Here is a 19,482-nt window from a genome sequence, read left to right as displayed (position 1 = left end):
ACCGTTCACCGCAACGTGAGCGTGTGTTGAAGGAGAGATGTCATGAAAAAGCTCATTCTTGCTTCCGTTTCCGCCCTGGCCCTGTTCGGCGTTGCCGCCTGCAGCGACAGCGGTACGGATAACACCACCACCCAGAGCACCAATCCGCCAGCCGCCGAGCCCATGAAGCCGGCGACGCCGGATGCACCGAAGCCTGCAGAACCGGCTCCGGCAACACCTGCTCCTGCCCCCGCGCAGTAGCAGCAGTCCCGGTCACTTTGACGTGACGAGAGAGGAGGCCGGCTTCGCGCCGGCCTTCCTGCGTTTAGGTCGATTCGGGGCTCAAGGGCCTTGAACCGGCTCTTTCCTACGGTTTGGGATCTGGCGCGTCGTTGCTTGCGTAAATCGATCCACTCTGCGGCGCTGTCTTGGCTTGATAGCGATGGCCGGCGGCCCTAATAAGCGCTCATGTCAATTTGGGATCGCCTCGGCGACTTCATCAACCGCGTTTCATCTTCAGCCACGTCCGGTGTAGCCGATGTGGTCGAGGCCGTGCGCACGGTTTTCTCCGGTGACGCCGATCTGCGCCGGCGCGTCGCCTTCTCTGTGGCAATGATTGCGCTGTCAGCCAAGATGGCCAAGGCCGATGGCATCGTCACCCAGGACGAGGTTCGCGCGTTCCAGGAAATATTTGAGGTGCCGCGAGAACAGACCCGCAATGTGGCGCGGCTTTACGATCTGGCCAAGCGCGACGTCGCCGGGTTCGAGACCTATGCCGAGAGTATGGCGCAGATGTGCGGCTCGGGCCATTCGAACTGCGTCATGCTGGAAGACATACTCGACGGTCTGTTCCACATCGCCAAGGCGGACGGGCTGGTGCATGAGCGCGAAGGCGTTTTCCTGCACCGTATTGCCGAGATTTTTCGCATCGACGAGGTGCACTACGAAGCCATCCTGGCCAGGCACGTCAATCTCGGGGCCGGCGATCCCTATATCGTGCTCGGCATTGAGCGCGGCAAGCCGTTCGAGGAGGTCAGGAAGCGGTACCGCAAGCTGGTCTCCGACAATCATCCGGACCGCCTGATCGCGCGCGGCCTGCCGCAGGAATTCATCAAGATTGCAACGACCAGGGTCGCGGCTATCAACGCGGCCTATGAAATGATCGAGCGGGGCCTCAGGCACGCATGACCGGCTTCTCGCCCGACGAGCCAAGCGCGGAGGTCAGGGTATCGCCGAATTTCGGCCCGCGGCGCGAAACGCTCAGGCCCGATATGATCGTGCTGCACTATACCGGCATGGCGACTGGTGCTGCCGCGGAAGCCTGGTTGTGCGACCCCGCAAGCGAAGTCTCGTCGCACTACCTCGTCCATGAGGATGGCCGCATCATCCAGATGGTGCGCGAAAGCGACCGCGCCTGGCATGCCGGTGCAAGTTCCTGGTTCGGTCGTCGCGACATCAACTCCTGTTCGGTCGGCATCGAAATCGTCAATCCCGGCCATTCGCTCGGCTATTCGGCCTTTCCCAAGCGGCAGGTGGAAGCGGTGATCGGGCTTTGCCTTGGTATCATCGAACGCCATTCCATTACGGCGCAAAGGGTGCTTGCCCATTCCGACATCGCGCCGGGGCGCAAGATCGACCCGGGCGAGAAATTCCCCTGGAAGGCGCTGTTTGCGGCCGGGGTCGGCCATCTCGTGCCTGCGGCGCCGGTCCGGCGCGGCGCGGCGCTGAAAGCCGGCGATACCGGCGCCGAGGTCGAGACACTGCAGTCGATGCTGGCGCTCTATGGCTATGGCGTCGAGATATCAGGTGTCTTCGACCACCAGACCGAAATCGTCGTCGAAGCTTTTCAGCGGCATTTCCGACCGCGCCTGGTGGATGGTGTCGCCGACGGCTCTACGTCTAGCACGCTGCAAAGCCTGCTGACTTCCCTTACGTCAGTTGCCTCTAAATAATCTTTTTCTGATATTCAAGTTACAGCCTGTCACTGAAAGTGAATTGCCTCGCCTTGTTCGACACAAATTCCGCCCTCAAAGGCGGTTCGTGCAAGTTATCGGACCTCCAGCCCCCCGGATGCTCCGATATTGATTAGGCGTTGCTGCGTGAAGATCTTCGCGCGGCCAAACAGAACGGGACCACATGCAGAAATTGACCGTTGTAACGGCAGCTATTGCTGCCGGCGTAATGACTTTTACCTTCAGCACGGCCGATGCCGCACCAGTGAGCCAGAGGGCAGACCAGGGCTTCATCGCCGCACCCGCCAAGGCCACCATGACGAAGGCAAACCCGAAAGCAAAAAGGGCAACCACCGCGAAAGTGCGCAAAGCAGCCGTGGTGAAGGCCAGAAAAGCCACGGCCAAGAGGCATTTTAAGCGCAACAGGAAGAGCGTCGACCTGACGACGACCGCATCGATCCGCCCAAGCACCGCTGCGGAGTCGACTGCGGCAGCCGCGCTTGGCGGCCAGTATTCGGCAATCATTGCCCGCTATGCTGCGGCCGAAGGCGTGCCGGTGTCGCTGGCCCAGGCGGTCATCAAGATCGAGAGCAACTACCGGCCGAACATCGTCGGCAGCGCGGGTGAAATCGGCCTGATGCAGATCAAGCCGGCAACGGCGCGGATGATGGGGTATAGCGGCTCCGCCAAGGGTCTGTTCGATCCCGACACCAACATCAAATACGGCATGAAGTACCTTGCCATGGCGCGCAATCTCGGCGGCGGCACCACCTGCGGCACGATCCTGAAATACAATGCCGGCCATGCCGCGACGCGGATGAACCCGGTGTCGGCGGCCTATTGCGGCAAGGTCAAGGTGCAGTTGGCGGCATTGGGATCGCCGGCATAAGTCTGCTTTTTCATTTGCGTTTTGGAACGTGAACCCCTTTATACGCTCTGCCAGCTGGCCGGGCGGCCGCACCCGCAAAGCCGAAAGGCTGCGGGTGAGGAAAGTCCGGGCTCCATGGAAACACGGTGCCGGTTAATGGCCGGCGGGGGCGACCCCAGGGAAAGTGCCACAGAAAGCAAACCGCCACGATTTATCGGGGCAAGGGTGAAAGGGTGGGGTAAGAGCCCACCGCGCGACTGGCAACAGGAGCGGCACGGTAAACCCCACCGGGAGCAAAACCGAATAGGGACGGTGCGAGGGGAAACCTTCGAGGGCTGTTTCCGGCTCACCGTCCGGGTAGGTTGCGTGAGGCGCATGGCAACATGCGCCCAAGATGAATGGCCGCCACGTTCTCGCCCCGAAAGGGGCGAGGGCCATACAAAACCCGGCTTACAGGCCAGCTGGCAATTTCTCCCCCATATCGCGATTAATCCTTTGGATCAGCAGTCTGCGCCTTCGGGCGCAGCTGGCGATTCAGGTGCTTGAGCGATTGAATCAAGTACGCATGCTGGGGTCGAGACAAACGCATCCTTGAAGCTGGTACGATTTAATCGTACCATGATTGTCATGGTTTGATCAGGAGCGCATCATGGGTCACGTCGACAAACGCAGCATCACGCTTTCGCCGGAACTGGCGGCGGCGGTCGACGATGTCGTGGCCGCCGGCGAATATGCCTCGGCCAGCGAAGTCATCCGTGATGCGCTGCGGCAATGGAAAGACCGCCGCGATCTTCTCGGCTACACGGTCGAGGAATTGCGCAGGCTGGTTCAGGAGGGGATCGACAGCGGACCGGCGGTGGACGGCCAGCCCTTCATGGACCGGCTGCGAGCCAAATATCAGAGGATGTCGGAAGCTGCAGGCTCGGAAGAGTGAAATATCGGCTGCTTCCTCAGGCGATATCAGATGTCGAAGGCATCGGTGACTACATTGCGGAACATAGCCCAAAGGGAGCCATGCGCCTTGTGGACGCTTTGGAGAGGCGCTGGACACTGCTCACCTTGCACCCGTTCTCAGGTGCGCCGCGCGATGATATCGCGCCCGGCATTCGTCATCTGATCGTCGGCGAATATGTCACTCTGTATCGCATGGGCGAAGACGCGATCGAGATCGTCCGCGTTTTGCACGGCAGGCGCGATATTGGCGCCGACGACTTGGTGACCTAACCGCCGCCTCAGATGCCGATCTTGTCCAGCGATGCCTCGATCGCCTGCCAGAGTTCTTCCACCGGCTCGCAGCCCACCGACAGGCGCACGAAGCCGGGCGGAACCGAATCTCCTCGCTTGGCCCGCCGCTCGGCGGAGGTGTGGACACCCCCGAACGACGTTGCCGCCTGCATCAGCGTGCAGTTGTTGATGAAATCCTCGGCCTTTTCCTGGGAGAGGAGTTCGAAGGACATGAGGAAGCCGAAGCGCTCCATCTGCGCCCGGGCGAGGTTGTGCGACGGGTCGCCCTCCAGCCCGGGGTAGCGCAAGCCGCTAACGGCGCGATGGTCTTTCAGGCGCTTCACTATCACCTCGGCAGAAGAACACATGCGGTCGAAGCGTACGTCCAGCGTCTCCAGGCCGCGATGCACCAGCCAAGCCTCGAACGGGCCGGGAATGCCGCCCGCGGTCTCGCGCCAGCCGGTGACGGCCGCGATAATATCTGGATTGCGGCTGGCGACATGGCCGAACAGTACGTCGGAATGCCCGTTGGCCGCCTTGGTGTCGGCAGCAACGACAATGTCGGCGCCGAGATCGAGCGGACGCTGGCCGAACGGCGTCATCGTGGTGTTGTCGACGACGACGATCGCGCCCGCTTGGTGCGCGGCCTCGGTGACGGCTGTGATGTCGCAAATGTCCAATCGCGGATTCGACGGGGTTTCAACGTAGACAAGGCGGTAGCCATCAGAGCCGCCATCGAGAAAGGTCGATGTCGGCCGCAGATCATAGGCGACGCCGAAGGGCTTGAGGAAACGGTCGGCCAGCGCGCGTGTGGCATGGTAGCCGTCCGAAGGCAAAAGCACGCGATCGCCGGATTTCAACAGGCCGAAAAACACCGCCGAGATTGCCGCCATTCCGGATGGGAAGCCGACGCATGGCGCGTCTTCCAGATGCGCCAGCATGTGCTCGACCGCATCCCAGGTGGCGTTGCTGTAACGGCCGTACTGACTGTAGCCGGCGCCGTCGCCCGGGTTGTGGAAAATAGCGGCCATGGTCAGCGGCAATGGGATGGGGTCGCCTTTGACAAGTCCGTCGCGACGCAGATGGGCAAGGGAGGCCGCGCGAGACCTGGCTGTTTCGGACATGGATTTCTGACCTTGTTGCTCAGCGAAAAGACTGACGACGCTATTCGCGGCAGTGATGCGCGGCAAGCCGCTTCCGCTTGGGCCAGCCCGCTCTAAACGGTTCGTTAGGCTTAATGGGAGATAAAGACGGGAGTGTTGTCAGAGCTGCTCTCACCGGTTGTGGCGCGCGCGTTTGTGAAGCCTGTTCCCGTTGACGCCCATAGTGCCCCATGATATCCCATTTCGATACCAAAGCCTTCGTTCCGCGTCAGGGTAAAGCGTACGCCAATCGGGCAGCCGCGGCGGCTGTGCGTTTGCGGGGTTTTGCCGCTGGGATCGAAGCGGATTTTCGGCAGGGGACGCGCTTCGGCGCGGACGAAAACATGGAGAGGGGTGCGGCGGCGGAAGCGGCTGCAGCGTGTCATGGACCGGTTTCTGTCAAGCGCGGTGAACAGGATCGATGCGAAGGGGCGGGTCTCCGTTCCGGCGCATTTCCGCGCGGTCGTGCAGAAGCGCGGCTATTCCGAACTCTATGCGCTGCGCGGCCTGGACGTGCCTGCGATGGATGTCGGCGGGCTCGATCTGCTCGACCGCTACGAGCAGCGCATCGCGCTGGAAGACCCTTTTTTGCAGACGGCGGACGATATGTCGTTCTTCTGCCATGGCGACGGGACGTTCCTGAAGCTCGATCAGGATGGCCGCATCACGATGAGCGATTTCATCCGCGAGCATACGGGCATCACGAGCGAAGTGGCCTTTGTCGGCCGTGGCAATTTCTTTCAAGTTTGGGAGCCTGGACGGCTGGCCGCCTATGGGGCGCAGGCGCGCGCTCGGCTTTTGCAGCTTCGGCAGGGGACGAAGGCTCACGAGGCCAAGGCTGGGGAGCGGCCGGAATGATGGCGGATCACGGCGATGATCTCAGCGCCGTTGGCGGACCGGTCCGCCACATTCCGGTCCTCCTCGCCGAAGTGCTGGAGGCGCTCTCACCCAAAGCCGGCGATGTGATCGTCGACGGCACGTTTGGCGCCGGCGGCTACACCAAGGCGATCCTGGCGAGCGGCGCCTCGGTGGTGGCGATCGATCGCGATCCCGATGCGATTGCCGCCGGGCGCGGCCTGGAACAGCAATCCGGCGGCAGGCTAAGGCTGGTGCAGGCGCCATTTTCGACGCTGGACGAGCAGGTCGAAAGCGCCGACGGCGTTGTCCTCGACATCGGCATTTCCTCCATGCAGGTCGACCAGCCCGAGCGCGGCTTTTCGTTCCGCACCGACGGGCCGCTCGACATGCGCATGGCGCAGGCGGGCTTGAGTGCTGCCGACGTCGTCAATTCGTTCAAGATAGGCGACCTTGCCCGCATCTTCGGCTTCCTCGGCGAAGAGCGGAATGCCGGCCGCATTGCCCGCATGATCGAGTCACGCCGCGAAAAACGTCCGTTCGAGCGCACGCTCGATCTCGCCGACGCCATCGAAACGCATATCGGCCGCGCGCCGAAGGACAAGATTCATCCGGCCACCCGCGTCTTCCAGGCGCTGCGCATTTTCGTCAATGACGAGCTGGGCGAATTGGCCAAAGCCCTAATGGCATCCGAGCGGGTATTGAAGCCCGGCGGGCGGCTTGCGGTGGTGACGTTCCATTCGCTGGAAGACCGCATCGTCAAGCGCTTCATCGCCGACCGCGCCGACGTCGCCACCGGCTCACGTCATTTGCCCGAGGCGCACGCGCGCACTGCGACCTTCCGCAAGGCTGGTGGCGGCGTGACGGCAGGCGATGCCGAGGTCGCTGCCAATCCGCGGGCGCGCTCGGCCAGGCTGCGTACCGCCATCCGCACCGAGGCGCCGGCGCGCGCCGGTGATCTCACCATTTTCGGCCTTCCAAAGCTTCCCGGCATCCAGGCGCCGCGAGAGAGGTGAATACGTGTTTCGAACCAGCGACATAGTCCTGATCGCCGTCATGGTCTCGGCCGCGGCCCTGACCTACAAGGCCAAGCGCGAGGCCGAGGAACAGCTGGCTTCGGTGCAGAAGATCGAGGCGCAGATCCGCTATGAGGAGGACACGATCGACCTGCTCAAGGCCGACTGGAGCCTGCTGACCCAGCCGTCGCGCCTGCAGAAGCTGGCTGAAATCTACAAATCGCAGCTCGCACTCGAGCCGGTCAATGCGCGGCAGATCGTCGGGCTCGACGACCTGCCGGCAAAACCGCTCAACATCGAGGACCTGTCGTCGCAACGGCTTGGCGGCATGGCCGACAATTCCGGCAAAGGACCAGCCGACAAGGATCCCGTGGTCACCGGAGCCATCGTCCAATGATCGCTGGATTTCCAATGCGCGCCAAACTTCCGTCGGTCGGCAAATTGCTGAAGCGCCGCGCACGGACCGGCGAGGACGGCTCCATCGTGGTCGAAGGCGCTCGCAAGGCGACCGGCGGCAAGGCCAAGACCCGCATCGTGATGACGATGGCGGTGTTCTTCGGCATCTATTCGACCATCGCCGGGCGGCTGGTCTATCTCGGTTTCCAGTCCCCCGACATGTCGAATGGGCCGCAAAGCCGGGTGACGGCGTCGCGTCCCGACATCGTCGACCGCAACGGCGAGGTGCTGGCGACCGACATCAAGACGGCATCGCTGTTTGCCGAGCCGCGCCGCATCGTCGATGCCGACGAGGCGATCGAAAAGCTGTCGACCATTCTGCCAGATATCGACCCCGAGCAGACCTATCACAAGCTGAAGAGCGGCGCCGGCTTCGTCTGGCTGCAGCGGCAGCTGACGCCCAAGCAGCAGGCCGACATCATGCAGCTCGGCATTCCCGGAATCGGCTTTCGCACCGAAAAGCGCCGCTTCTATCCTGCCGGCGTGACCTCGTCCTACATTGTCGGCCTCACCAACATCGACAATCAGGGCATCTCCGGCATGGAGAAGTACATTGACGAGCAGGGCCTGAGCGACCTGCAGGCCTCAGGCTTGGCGATCGCCAAGGATCTGAAGCCGGTTCAGCTGTCGATCGACCTGCGCGTCCAGCATGTGGTGCGCGACGAGATTGCCGCCGGCCTCGAGCGCTATCGCGCCATGGGCGCCGGCGCCGTCGTGCTCAACATCAAGACCGGCGAAGTGGTGGCGATGGCCTCGGTGCCGGATTTCGATCCGAACAATCCCTTCAATGCGCAGGACAAGGACCGCCTGAACCGCATGTCGGCCGGCCTCTACGAGATGGGCTCGACCTTCAAGAGCTTTACCTCGGCCATGGCGCTCGATTCCGGCAAGGCGAACATGAACAGCCGTTTCGACGCCTCGCATCCGATCCGGGTCGGCCATCAGGCCATTCACGATTTCCACGGCAAGAACCGCGTGCTGTCATTGCCGGAGGTGTTCCTTTACTCCTCCAACATCGGATCGGCGCGTGAGGCCGAAATGGTCGGCATCGAGGGGCACCGCGAATTCCTGCATCGCCTTGGCCTTCTGGACAGGATGCAGACCGAACTGCCTGAGGTCGCGCGCCCGACCGAACCGAAGGTCTGGAAACAGGTCAACTCCTTCACCATCGCCTTCGGCCATGGCGTGTCGACGACGCCGCTGCAGGCCGCCGTCGGCTGCGCGGCGCTGATGCAGGGCTATTTGATCCCGCCGACTTTCCTGGTCCGCAGCGAGCAGGATGCCATGTCGGTGGCCAAGAGAGTGGTCAGCGAAAAGACTGTGGAGGGCATGCGCTACCTCTACACGCTCAATGCTGAGAAAGGCTCGGCCAGAAACGCCAGGGCCCCCGGCTACCGCGTTGGCGGCAAGACCGGAACCGCCGAGAAGGTCATCAATGGCCGCTACTCGAAGGAACTGAATTTCAACACCTTCGTCGCTGCCTTCCCGATGGACGATCCGCAATATCTGGTGTTTACGATCGCTGACGCTCCGCACCCGGAAAAGCCCGGGATGACCGACGTCGCCGCCAACAATGCGGGTGTCATGGCCGGAAACATCATCAGGCGGGCAGCCGCCATGCTTGGCGTGAAGCCAGATTTCAGCCATGAAAATGGCGCAACGCTGGTTTCCTATCAGTGATTCTTAGGGCGCGCCGGCAACTGCGCGCTATTTTGTTGAGATAAACGGGGTTCGATGCACCTGAGAGATTTAGCCGGTATCCTGCCTGTCGAGGGAACATCTTCCCGCGATGTGGAGGTAACCGGGATTTCGTCGGATTCCCGCACGGTCAAGACCGGCGTGGTCTTTTTCGCGCTCGCCGGCAGCAAGGCGGATGGTTCGGCCTATGCCGCCGATGCGGCAAAGCGCGGCGCAGCGGCGGTTGTCGTGGGCAAGGCCAGCGCCGTTTCCGGTCTGTCCGTCCCGGTGCTCAGTGTCGACGACGCACGCCTGGCGCTGGCGCTGAGCGCGGCACGTTTCTTCGGCAGCCAGCCGGAGACCATGGTCGCGGTTACCGGCACCGCAGGCAAGACCTCGGTCGCCGCCTTCACCAGGCAGATCTGGGAGCAGGCCGGCTTTGCCGCCGCGTCCATTGGCACCACCGGCGTGGTGGCGCCGGGCCGCAACGACTACGGTTCGCTGACCACGCCCGATCCGGTGGCTTTGCACCAGTTGCTCAAGGAATTGGCGGAGGCCGGCGTCACCCATGCCTCGATGGAAGCCTCCAGCCACGGTCTCGACCAGCGCCGCCTCGATGGCGTCAAGCTCGCCGCCGGCGGTTTCACCAATCTCGGCCGCGACCATATGGACTATCATCCGACGGTCGAGGACTACCATCGCGCCAAATTGCGCCTGTTCGACACGCTGCTGCCGAAAGGCGCGCCGGCGGTCATCTTTGCCGACGATCCGTGGTCGGCGCCGACCATCCAGGCTGCGCAGGCCGCGGGGCTCAATGTGCTGACTGTCGGCCGCCATGGCGATTTCCTGCGCCTGAAGCGGGTCGAGCACGAGCGCCACCGCCAGCGCGCCGAGGTCGAAGCTGACGGCGTGCTCTACGAGATCGACCTGCCGCTCGCCGGCGACTTCCAGATCGCCAACGCCCTGGTTTCGGCCGGACTGGCCATTTCCACTGGAACGCCGGTCGCCAAAGCTTTAATGGCATTGGAGAAACTTCAGGGGGCGCCAGGACGGCTCGACCTGGTCGGCGCCACCGCCAATGGCGCGCCCGTCTATGTCGACTATGCCCACAAGCCGGATGCGCTGGAAAATGTGCTGGCCGCCGTGCGCCCATTCACCACCGGGCGCGTCATCGTCGTGTTCGGCTGCGGCGGCGACCGCGACCGGGGCAAGCGGCCGATCATGGGCGAGATCGCCACGCGGCTGGCCGATGTCGTCATCGTCACCGACGACAATCCGCGCTCGGAAGTGCCGGAAACGATCCGTGCCGCGATCCTGGCAGCCGCACCCGGCGCCATTGAAATCGGCGACCGCCGCAAGGCGATCCACGAAGCGGTCGCCATGCTCAAAGCGGGCGATACGCTGATCGTTGCCGGCAAGGGCCATGAAGAGGGCCAGACCATCGGCGCCGAGACATTTCCGTTCTCCGACCACGAAGAAGTCCGCTCGGCGCTGCGGGAGCGGGCCGCATGAGCGTGCTCTGGACTTCCGAGGCGCTGGTCGACGCCATGGGCGGTCGGCCGCTCGGGCCGATGCCGGAGGGAATTTCGGGGATCTCGATCGACAGCCGCAGCCTGCAGCCGGGCGACGCCTTCTTCGCCATCAAGGGCGAGGCGATGGACGGCCATGACTTCGCGACCGCGGCGATCAAGGCCGGCGCCGGCGTGCTGATCGTTGCCGAGGGCAAGTTGCCGTCGCTTGGGCGGCTGACGGCGCCGATGATCGTCGTGCAGGATGTGCTGGCAGCACTGGAGAAACTCGGTGTTGCCGCCCGCGCCCGGTCCAATGCAAAGATCATCGCGGTGACAGGATCGGCCGGCAAGACCACCACGAAGGAGGCGCTGCGTCATGTGCTGTCGGCCGTCGGCACGGTGCATGCTTCGGCGCAGTCCTTCAACAATCATTGGGGCGTGCCGCTGACGCTGGCGCGCATGCCCGGCGATTGCGACTATGCGGTGTTCGAGATCGGCATGAACCATCCCGGCGAGATCCGGCCGTTAGTCAAGATGGTCCGGCCACATGTGGCCATCGTCACGATGATCGCCGCGGCGCATCTTGGCTTCTTTAGAAATCTCGACGAGATCGCCAAGGCCAAGGCCGAGATTTTTGAAGGCATCGAGCCCGGCGGTGCGGCCTTGCTCAACCGCGACGATGCGCGATGGAAGCTGCTCGACAAGATGGCGCGGGCCGCCGGCGTCGAACATGTCTTTGGCTTCGGTGAGAATGCACGGTCGACCTACAAGCTGACCAAATGCGAGCTGCATGCCGATCATTCCGACATCACCGCCAGGATCGGCGGGCAGGATGTCGTTGCCCGGATCGGCGCGCCCGGCCGCCACATGGTGCAGAATGTGCTCGCCGTTCTTGGCGCGGCGCATCTCGTTGAAGCCGACATCGCAAAGGTGGCGGAAGCGCTGGCCGATCTCTCCGCCGAGCGTGGCCGTGGGAAGCGCCATGTGCTTCGCCATCCCAAGGGACCGATCACACTGATCGACGAGAGCTACAACGCCAATCCGGCCTCGATGGCTGCCGCCATGGCACTGCTCAACGCGACGCCTGTCACGGGCGAGGGCCGGCGCATCGCCGTGCTCGGCGACATGCTCGAACTCGGCGACCATTCGGCCAAGCTGCATGCAGCCCTGGCCGAACTGATCGTCGGGACCGGCACGCACACGGTCTTTCTCGGCGGCCCGGAAATGCGGGCGCTGGCAGACATCCTGCCCGACGAGATCAAAACGGAATACCGCGCCGGCGCCGAGGAATTGAAGCCGCTGCTGTTGTCGACGCTGGAGGCAGGCGACGTGGTGATGATCAAATCGTCGAAAGGCATCGGCTTTTCAAAGCTGGTCGAGGCCTTGCTCGGCAAATATCCGGCGGAAGCCGCAGGCACGAAACAGAACTAGTCCGGGGGACGGAATCGCATGTTTACATTGCTCGTCGATTTTGCGGACAAGGTCTCGGTCTTCAATGTCTTCCGCTACATAACTTTCCGCACCGGCGGTGCGCTGATCACCTCGGCGCTGATCGTCTTCATCTTCGGGCCGACCATCATCAATTCGCTGAGGCTGCGGCAAGGCAAGGGCCAGCCGATCCGTGCCGACGGCCCGCAGACGCATTTCAAGAAGGCCGGCACGCCGACCATGGGCGGGCTGATGATCCTGTGCGGCATCGTCGGCTCGTCGCTTCTATGGGCGAACCTGTCCAGCATCTATGTTTGGGTGGTGCTCTTAGTGACGCTGGGCTTCGGCTCGATCGGCTTTTACGACGACTATCTCAAGGTAACCAAGCAGTCGCATCTCGGCTTTTCCGGCAAGGCGCGGCTGGCGCTGGAATTCGTCATCGCCGGCATTGCCGCCTGGGCGATCATGCATAATGGCCAGGCGCCGTTCTCATCGTCGCTGACTTTCCCCTTCGCCAAGGAATTCATCATCAATCTCGGCTGGTTCTTCGTGCCGTTCTCCTGCTTCGTCATTGTCGGCGCCGGCAATGCGGTGAATTTGACCGATGGCCTCGACGGGCTGGCGATCGTGCCGATCATGATTGCGGCGGCATCCTTCGGCGTCATCGCCTACCTCTCCGGCAACGCGGTGTTCGCCGAATACCTGCAGATCCATTTCGTGCCCGGCACCGGCGAGCTGGCCGTCGTGCTCGGCGCCGTCATCGGCGCCGGCCTCGGCTTCCTCTGGTTCAACGCGCCACCGGCGGCGATCTTCATGGGCGACACCGGTTCGCTGGCCATGGGCGGCCTGATCGGCACGGTCGCGGTCGCCACCAAGCACGAGATCGTGCTGGTCATCGTCGGCGGATTGTTTGTCGTGGAAATCCTGTCGGTCATCATCCAGGTCGGCTACTTCAAGATGACCGGCAAGCGCGTGTTCCTGATGGCGCCGATCCATCATCATTTCGAAAAGCTCGGCTGGACCGAAAGCCAGGTGGTGATCCGCTTCTGGATCATCGCCGTCATCCTGGCGCTGGTCGGCCTGTCGACCCTCAAGCTGAGATAGGAACCCGCTTGATCCCCGCCGCATCCTTTTCGGGCAAACGCGTTTCGCTCTTCGGGCTCGGTGGCTCGGGGATCGCCACGGCGCGCGCGCTGATCCAGGGCGGCGCCGACGTGCTTGCCTGGGACGACAATCCCGATAGCGTCGCCAAGGCTGCTGACCAAGGCATTGCGACCGCCGATCTGCGCGGCGCCGACTGGTCGAAATTCTCGGCCTTCGTGCTCTCGCCCGGCGTGCCGCTGACGCATCCCAAGCCGCACTGGACGGTGGAGTTGGCGCGTGGCTCCGGCGTCGAGGTGATCGGCGATATCGAATTGTTCTGCCGCGAGCGGATTGCGCGCGCGCCTGATGCGCCGTTCATGGCTATCACCGGCACCAACGGCAAGTCGACGACCACGGCGCTGACCGCGCATATCCTCAAATCGGCAGGGCGCGACACGCAGATGGGCGGCAATATCGGCCGGGCCATCATGACGCTCGATCCACCGCAGGCTGACCGGGACTATGTCGTCGAGTGTTCGTCCTACCAGATCGATCTCGCGCCCTCGATCAACCCGACGGCCGGCATCCTGCTCAACCTGACGCCCGACCATCTCGACCGCCACGGCACCATGCAGCATTACGCTTCGATCAAGGAGCGGCTGGTTGCCGGCAGCGAGACGGCGATCGTCGGCGTTGACGATTCCTGGTGCGCGCAGATCGCTGACCGGCTGGAGAGGGCGGGCCGCGAGGTGATCCGCATCTCCAAGCGGCTGCCGCTGACCGACGGTTATTTCGCAGACGGTTCCGATCTGATGGAAGCCGTCCATGGCCGCTACAGCCGCGTCGCCTTCCTCGAAGGCATCGGTTCGTTGCGCGGCCAGCACAATGCGCAGAATGCGCTTGCCGCTGTTGCCGCCTGCCTCAGGGTCGGCTTGAGCCTGGGCGAGATCCAGGCGGGACTGGAGAGCTTTCCAGGCCTCGCGCATCGCATGGAGCAGGTCGGACGCAAGGACCACGTGCTGTTTGTCAACGATTCCAAGGCGACCAATGCCGATGCGGCGGCACCCGCGCTGTCGAGTTTTTCGCGCATTTACTGGATCGCCGGCGGACTGCCCAAGGAAGGCGGCATCGAGCCGCTGCGCGGTTTCTTCCCACGCATCGCCAAGGCCTATCTGATCGGCGAGGCGGCACCCGCGTTCTCGGCGACGCTCGGCGAAGCCGTGCCCTATGAAATCTCGGGCACCCTGGCCGCCGCGGTCGACCATGCCGCGAAAGACGCGGCCAAGGATGACAGCGGCGAGGCGGTGGTGCTGCTGTCGCCGGCCTGCGCCAGTTTCGACCAGTTCAAGAATTTCGAAGTTCGCGGCGAAGCCTTCAGGCAAGCTGCGAATGCTATCGAGGGTGTCAAACCCATCGGAGGGGCACGATAATGCAAAGCCGTCTCGACAAAAGCCCGGTTGCAACCTGGTGGTGGACGATCGATCGCTGGTTCCTGGCGGCGTTCCTGTCGCTGATGGGGCTTGGCATAGTCTTGTCCTTTGCGGCAAGCCCGGCGGTGGCCGAACGCATCGGCCTCGACAGTTTCCACTTTGCCACCAGGCAGATCATCTTCACCGTGCCGGCCCTCGGCGTGATGCTGGCGGTGTCCTTCCTGGAATCGCGGCAGATCCGGCGCATGGCGCTGATCATCCTGGGCATCATGCTGGTGCTGATGGTGGCCGTGCTCTACATCGGCGTCGAGGTGAAGGGCGCACGGCGCTGGGTGTCGTTTGTCGGCATGTCGATCCAGCCGTCGGAATTCCTGAAACCCGCCTTCGTCATCGTCTGCGCCTGGCTGTTCGCAGAACACAAGCGCCAGCCCGACATTCCGGGCAATTTGTTTGCCATGCTGCTGCTGATCCTGGTCATCTCGCTTCTGGTGGCGCAGCCCGATCTCGGCCAGACCATGCTGGTGACCGGCACCTGGGGCGTCATGTTCTTCATGGCCGGCCTGCCCTGGCTATGGATCATCGCGCTTGGCGCCACCGGCGCCGGCGGCCTGTTTGCCGCCTATACGGTGTTCCCGCACGTCGCCGCGCGCATCGACAAATTCCTAACCGGCGAAGGCGACACGTTCCAGGTCGACATGGGCCGCGAGGCGCTGATCAACGGCCACTGGTTCGGCGTCGGCCCGGGCGAGGGCACCGTCAAGCGGGTCATTCCCGACGCGCATGCCGATTTCGTGTTTTCGGTCGCCGGCGAAGAGTTCGGGCTGATCATGTGCTTCTTCATCATGTCGATCTTCGCCTTCATCGTGCTGCGCGGCTTGAGCACGGCATTGAAGGAACATGATGATTTCACCCGCTACGCCGTCGGCGGTCTCGTCACCGTGTTCGGCCTGCAGTCGGTCATCAACATGTGCGTCAACCTGCAACTGATGCCGGCCAAGGGCATGACGCTGCCTTTCATCTCCTATGGCGGCTCCTCGCAGATCGCCATTGCCATCTCGATGGGCATGGTGCTGGCGCTGACGCGCAAGCGACCGGAAAAGCGCAAGCAGATGGGCTTTGCCCTGTCGCAGCGCGCCCTGCCGGCGGAGTGATATGGCGCGGGGTGTGATCCTTCTCGCGGCTGGCGGAACCGGTGGACATCTGTTTCCGGCCGAGGCGCTGGCGCATGAGCTGATCGAGCGCGGCTGGGGCGTGCATCTGGCGACGGACGACCGCGCCGAGCGCTTTGCCGGCCATTTCCCGGCCGCCGCCATCCATCCGATCCAGTCGGCGACGATGGGCTCGAAAAACCCTGTCGCGCTGCTTGGCGCGTTCTGGAAGATCTGGCGCGGCGTGCGCCAGGCCTCCGCCGTCATCGCCAGGATCAAGCCTGATGCGGTCGTCGGCTTTGGCGGTTATCCGACCTTGCCACCGCTCTATGCCGCGACGCGGCGCAAGCTGCCGACGCTGATCCATGAGCAGAACGCAGTGATGGGCCGCGCCAACCGGGCGCTGTCCGGGCGCGTCGATGCCATTGCCGGCGGCTTCCTGCCGCAAGATGAAAGTGCCACAGGCGCCAAGACGGTGACGACAGGCAATCCGGTCAGGCCGCCAATCCTGGAGGCGGCAAAGACGCCCTATAAGGCATCCCAAGGGGCGGATCCGTTCAGGCTCCTGGTGTTCGGCGGCAGCCAGGGCGCACAGTTTTTTTCCGACGCCATGCCGGCGGCGATCGCACTTCTGCCGGAGGCGCAGCGCAAGCGGCTGGTGATCACCCAGCAGGCCCGCGCCGACGACGTGGCGCGGGTGAAGGCTGGCTATGCGGCACTCGGCGTCCATGTCGAGGTCTCGCCCTTCTTCACCGACATGGCACAGCGCATGGGCGCGGCGCATCTGGTGATCTCGCGCTCCGGCGCCTCGACGGTTTCGGAGATCGCCGTCATCGGCCGGCCGGCGCTGCTGGTGCCTTATCCCTATGCTCTGGATCACGACCAGGCGGCGAACGCAGCCGCCCTTGCCGCGGCGGGCGGCGGCGAGGTGCATCCGCAATCGTCACTGTCGCCGGACCGCATCGCGGCTCTCATTGGCGGGCTGATGGACAATCCCGAGCGGCTGACGGCCATGGCTGCCGGAGCGAAGTCGGCTGGCCGGCCGAACGCGGCACGGTTGCTCGCTGATCTCACAGAGGCTATTGCGTCCAGAAAAACCGTTTCGGATTTCAGGAAAGGGACGCATTGATGAAGATGCCGCAGACCATCGGCCTTGTGCATTTCATCGGCATTGGCGGCATCGGCATGAGCGGCATCGCCGAGGTTCTGCACAATCTCGGCTACAAGGTGCAGGGCTCCGACCAGTCCGACAGCGCCAATGTGCAGCGGCTGCGCGACAAGGGCATCGAATGCTTTGTCGGCCACAAGGCCGAGAATATCGGCGCCGCCGAAGTGGTGGTCGTCTCCACCGCGATCAAGAAATCCAATCCCGAGCTGAAGGCCGCGCGCGAAAAGCTGCTGCCGATCGTGCGCCGCGCCGAGATGCTGGCGGAACTGATGCGCTTCCGCCAGGCGGTTGCGATCGGCGGCACCCATGGCAAGACCACAACCACGTCGATGGTGGCGACGCTGCTCGATGCCGGCGGGCTCGACCCGACGGTGATCAATGGCGGCATCATCAATGCCTATGGCACCAATGCCCGTATGGGCGATGGCGAGTGGATGGTGGTCGAAGCCGACGAAAGCGACGGCACCTTCCTCAAGCTGCCGGCCGAGATCGCCGTCGTCACCAACATCGATCCCGAGCATCTGGACCATTATGGCAGTTTCGACAAGGTGCGCGAGGCGTTCCGGCAATTCGTCGAGAACGTGCCGTTCTACGGTTTTGGCGTGATGTGCACCGACCATCCGGAAGTACAGGCGCTGGTCAGCCGCATCGAGGACCGCCGCGTCATCACCTATGGCGAGAACGCACAGGCCGATGTGCGTTTCACCAACCACCGCATGGCCGGTGCCGTCTCGGCATTCGACGTGGTGATCCGCGACCGCAAGACCGGCGGCCAGACGACGATATCTGATCTGCGGCTGCCGATGCCCGGCCGCCACAACGTCTCCAACGCCACCGCCGCAATCGCGGTCGCGCATGAACTCGGCCTGTCGGCCGAAGCGATCAAGAAAGGGCTGTCGTCCTTTGCCGGCGTCAAGCGGCGCTTCACCCACACCGGCTCGTGGAACGGCGTCGACATCTTCGACGATTACGGCCACCACCCGGTCGAGATCACGGCGGTGTTGAAAGCGGCGCGCAGTGCCACCAAGGGCCGCGTCATCGCCATTGCGCAGCCGCATCGCTTCACCCGGCTGCACGATCTGTTCGACGAATTTTCGGTCTGTTTCAACGATGCCGACACGGTGATGGTGGCGCCGGTCTATGCGGCGGGCGAGGAGCCGATCGACGGCGTGACCTCGGAGGCGCTGGTGTCGCGCATCCGCTCCGGGGGGCATCGCGATGCGCGCTACGTCGAAAGCCCTGCCGCGATTTCGCCCGTCATCCGCGCGTTGGCGAAACCGGGCGACTTCGTCATCTTCCTGGGCGCCGGCAACATCACCCAATGGGCCTATGCGCTGCCTGGGGAACTCGGCGGTACCGTCTCATGATGCGCGGCCAAGACCTGCTCGACAAACTTGGCGACCGGCTTGCCGGCCTGCGCGGCCGCATCACGCCCAATGCCGAGATGGACAAGATCACCTGGTTCCGCGCCGGCGGTCTGGCGGACGCCCTGTTCCAGCCGGCCGACGAGGAGGATCTGGCTGCCTTCCTGCGCGCCGTGCCGGAGGACATCCCGCTCACCATCGTCGGTGTCGGCTCCAACCTCCTGGTGCGCGACGGCGGTATTCCGGGTTTCGTCATCCGGCTTTCGGCCAAGGGTTTTGGCGAGGCCGAGGTGGTTTCGCCGACCGTCATCAAGGCCGGTGCGGCGACGCCCGACAAGCGCGTCGCGGCCGTCGCTTATGAGGCCGGCATTGGCGGCTTTCATTTCTATCACGGCATTCCCGGCGCCATCGGCGGGGCGCTGAGGATGAATGCCGGCGCCAATGGCGTCGAGACGCGGGAACGTGTCGTCGAGGTGCGGGCGCTCGACCGCAAGGGCAATCACCACACGCTCAGCAATGAAGACATGGGCTATGCCTATCGTCACTCGGCCGCACCTGCCGGGCTGATCTTCACATCCGCCGTTTTCGAAGGTGTTCTGGAAGACCAGGCGGCGATCAAGGCGGCTATGGATGCCGTCCAGACGCATCGCGAGACGGTGCAGCCGATCCGCGAGAAGACCGGCGGCTCGACCTTCAAGAATCCGGAAGGCACCTCGGCCTGGAAGGAAATCGACAAGGCCGGCTGCCGCGGGCTGATGATCGGCGGCGCGCAGATGTCGCCGATGCACTGCAACTTCATGATCAACACCGGAACAGCGACCGGATACGATCTCGAATATCTCGGCGAGACGGTGCGCGCCCGCGTGCTTGAAAATTCAGGCATCCGCCTGCAGTGGGAAATCAAGCGGCTCGGCAATTTCCGCCCCGGCCATGCCGTGCAGGAATTCCTCGGACAGCTTCTTTAGCGCAAGCTGAAGTTCATGTGATGCTTGAACTTCAAACGGTCTGAAACAACAGCGCCACCGTTGCTCCAAAGACTCACAACACGCTTTTTCCGGCCGTTTTCGCGGAAAGTGAATCTGTCGGAATCATAAGCACTTGCCAGCGAATCAACTCTCTGATTCTCTGCCTTAAAGCGTTTCCTGATTTGAGTCGTTCGACGCGTCGACCGCGTTTTCCGT

At 63.5% G+C, this 19,482-nt stretch carries 19 protein-coding genes and 1 other RNA gene; 19 read left to right on the top strand and 1 reads right to left on the bottom strand.

Going from position 1 to position 19,482, the window contains the following annotated elements; genetic code table 11:
* Nucleotides 1-42 precede the first annotated feature (42 nt).
* The 7 genes from NKJ57_RS28060 to NKJ57_RS28030 all read left to right on the top strand — a co-directional run bounded on the left by NKJ57_RS28060 (nt 43) and on the right by NKJ57_RS28030 (nt 4,023).
* Nucleotides 43-240: a hypothetical protein gene (locus tag NKJ57_RS28060; RefSeq protein ID WP_023668260.1), complete on the top strand. Its 198-nt coding sequence runs from the start codon at nt 43-45 to the stop codon at nt 238-240.
* Nucleotides 241-447: 207 nt separating this feature from the next.
* Nucleotides 448-1,167 carry a J domain-containing protein gene (locus NKJ57_RS28055; RefSeq protein WP_023739868.1) on the top strand — a complete coding sequence of 240 codons (720 nt, stop codon included), beginning with the start codon at nt 448-450 and terminating at the stop codon, nt 1,165-1,167.
* Complete coding sequence (locus NKJ57_RS28050; RefSeq protein WP_352513474.1) at nt 1,164-1,931, top strand: N-acetylmuramoyl-L-alanine amidase; 768 nt, start codon at nt 1,164-1,166, stop codon at nt 1,929-1,931. The genes NKJ57_RS28055 and NKJ57_RS28050 overlap by 4 nt, the downstream gene beginning before the upstream one ends.
* Before the next feature lie 184 nt (nt 1,932-2,115).
* Nucleotides 2,116-2,820, top strand: coding sequence for a lytic transglycosylase domain-containing protein (locus NKJ57_RS28045; RefSeq protein ID WP_352513475.1), 705 nt, complete (start codon nt 2,116-2,118; stop codon nt 2,818-2,820).
* A gap of 50 nt (nt 2,821-2,870) precedes the next feature.
* Nucleotides 2,871-3,268, top strand: an RNA gene (rnpB, locus tag NKJ57_RS28040) — RNase P RNA component class A.
* Between the two features lie 180 nt (nt 3,269-3,448).
* The gene (locus NKJ57_RS28035; RefSeq protein WP_023688026.1) at nt 3,449-3,733 is read left to right on the top strand and encodes a type II toxin-antitoxin system ParD family antitoxin; all 285 of its coding nucleotides are present in this window, start codon (nt 3,449-3,451) and stop codon (nt 3,731-3,733) included.
* Nucleotides 3,730-4,023, top strand: a complete 294-nt coding sequence (locus NKJ57_RS28030; RefSeq protein WP_023668265.1) for a type II toxin-antitoxin system RelE/ParE family toxin — start codon at nt 3,730-3,732, stop codon at nt 4,021-4,023. Before NKJ57_RS28035 ends, NKJ57_RS28030 begins: the two co-directional genes overlap by 4 nt.
* A gap of 8 nt (nt 4,024-4,031) precedes the next feature.
* On the opposite strand, the gene NKJ57_RS28025 is transcribed toward NKJ57_RS28030, so the two are convergent.
* Nucleotides 4,032-5,147, bottom strand: coding sequence for a cystathionine gamma-lyase (locus tag NKJ57_RS28025; protein WP_352513476.1), 1,116 nt, complete (start codon nt 5,145-5,147; stop codon nt 4,032-4,034).
* Between the two features lie 402 nt (nt 5,148-5,549).
* Here NKJ57_RS28025 and mraZ point away from each other — a divergent pair, with 402 nt between their 5' ends.
* From mraZ to murB, 12 genes are read left to right on the top strand one after another with little or no spacing between them, the layout of a single operon-like run.
* Entirely contained in the window at nt 5,550-6,023 is a 474-nt protein-coding gene (gene mraZ / locus NKJ57_RS28020; protein WP_023682144.1) for a division/cell wall cluster transcriptional repressor MraZ, read from the top strand.
* Nucleotides 6,020-7,036 carry a 16S rRNA (cytosine(1402)-N(4))-methyltransferase RsmH gene (rsmH, locus tag NKJ57_RS28015; RefSeq protein ID WP_023714771.1) on the top strand — a complete coding sequence of 339 codons (1,017 nt, stop codon included), beginning with the start codon at nt 6,020-6,022 and terminating at the stop codon, nt 7,034-7,036. The genes mraZ and rsmH overlap by 4 nt, the downstream gene beginning before the upstream one ends.
* Nucleotides 7,037-7,040: 4 nt before the next feature.
* Complete coding sequence (gene ftsL, locus NKJ57_RS28010) at nt 7,041-7,433, top strand: cell division protein FtsL (protein WP_023682142.1); 393 nt, start codon at nt 7,041-7,043, stop codon at nt 7,431-7,433.
* Between the two features lie 14 nt (nt 7,434-7,447).
* Nucleotides 7,448-9,172, top strand: coding sequence for a peptidoglycan D,D-transpeptidase FtsI family protein (locus NKJ57_RS28005; RefSeq protein ID WP_023741698.1), 1,725 nt, complete (start codon nt 7,448-7,450; stop codon nt 9,170-9,172).
* Between the two features lie 54 nt (nt 9,173-9,226).
* Complete coding sequence (locus NKJ57_RS28000) at nt 9,227-10,681, top strand: UDP-N-acetylmuramoyl-L-alanyl-D-glutamate--2,6-diaminopimelate ligase (protein ID WP_352513477.1); 1,455 nt, start codon at nt 9,227-9,229, stop codon at nt 10,679-10,681.
* Entirely contained in the window at nt 10,678-12,111 is a 1,434-nt protein-coding gene (locus tag NKJ57_RS27995) for a UDP-N-acetylmuramoylalanyl-D-glutamyl-2,6-diaminopimelate--D-alanyl-D-alanine ligase (protein WP_352513478.1), read from the top strand. Before NKJ57_RS28000 ends, NKJ57_RS27995 begins: the two co-directional genes overlap by 4 nt.
* Nucleotides 12,112-12,129: 18 nt before the next feature.
* Nucleotides 12,130-13,212 carry a phospho-N-acetylmuramoyl-pentapeptide-transferase gene (gene mraY, locus NKJ57_RS27990; RefSeq protein WP_023668273.1) on the top strand — a complete coding sequence of 361 codons (1,083 nt, stop codon included), beginning with the start codon at nt 12,130-12,132 and terminating at the stop codon, nt 13,210-13,212.
* 8 nt (nt 13,213-13,220) lie between these two features.
* Entirely contained in the window at nt 13,221-14,621 is a 1,401-nt protein-coding gene (murD, locus tag NKJ57_RS27985; RefSeq protein WP_352513479.1) for a UDP-N-acetylmuramoyl-L-alanine--D-glutamate ligase, read from the top strand.
* The gene (gene ftsW, locus NKJ57_RS27980; RefSeq protein WP_023668275.1) at nt 14,621-15,772 is read left to right on the top strand and encodes a putative lipid II flippase FtsW; all 1,152 of its coding nucleotides are present in this window, start codon (nt 14,621-14,623) and stop codon (nt 15,770-15,772) included. The genes murD and ftsW overlap by 1 nt, the downstream gene beginning before the upstream one ends.
* A gap of 1 nt (nt 15,773) precedes the next feature.
* Entirely contained in the window at nt 15,774-16,898 is a 1,125-nt protein-coding gene (gene murG, locus NKJ57_RS27975; protein ID WP_352513480.1) for an undecaprenyldiphospho-muramoylpentapeptide beta-N-acetylglucosaminyltransferase, read from the top strand.
* Nucleotides 16,898-18,304, top strand: coding sequence for a UDP-N-acetylmuramate--L-alanine ligase (gene murC, locus NKJ57_RS27970; RefSeq protein ID WP_352513481.1), 1,407 nt, complete (start codon nt 16,898-16,900; stop codon nt 18,302-18,304). The genes murG and murC overlap by 1 nt, the downstream gene beginning before the upstream one ends.
* A complete protein-coding gene (murB, locus tag NKJ57_RS27965) occupies nt 18,301-19,266 on the top strand; it encodes a UDP-N-acetylmuramate dehydrogenase (protein ID WP_352513482.1) in 966 nt (321 codons plus the stop codon). Before murC ends, murB begins: the two co-directional genes overlap by 4 nt.
* Nucleotides 19,267-19,482: the final 216 nt, after the last annotated feature.

This window comes from Mesorhizobium sp. M0077 (assembly GCF_040322955.1).
Lineage (GTDB): Bacteria > Pseudomonadota > Alphaproteobacteria > Rhizobiales > Rhizobiaceae > Mesorhizobium.
Note: the sequence above shows the minus strand (reverse complement) of the source record. Positions and strands in the feature narration are given on the sequence as shown.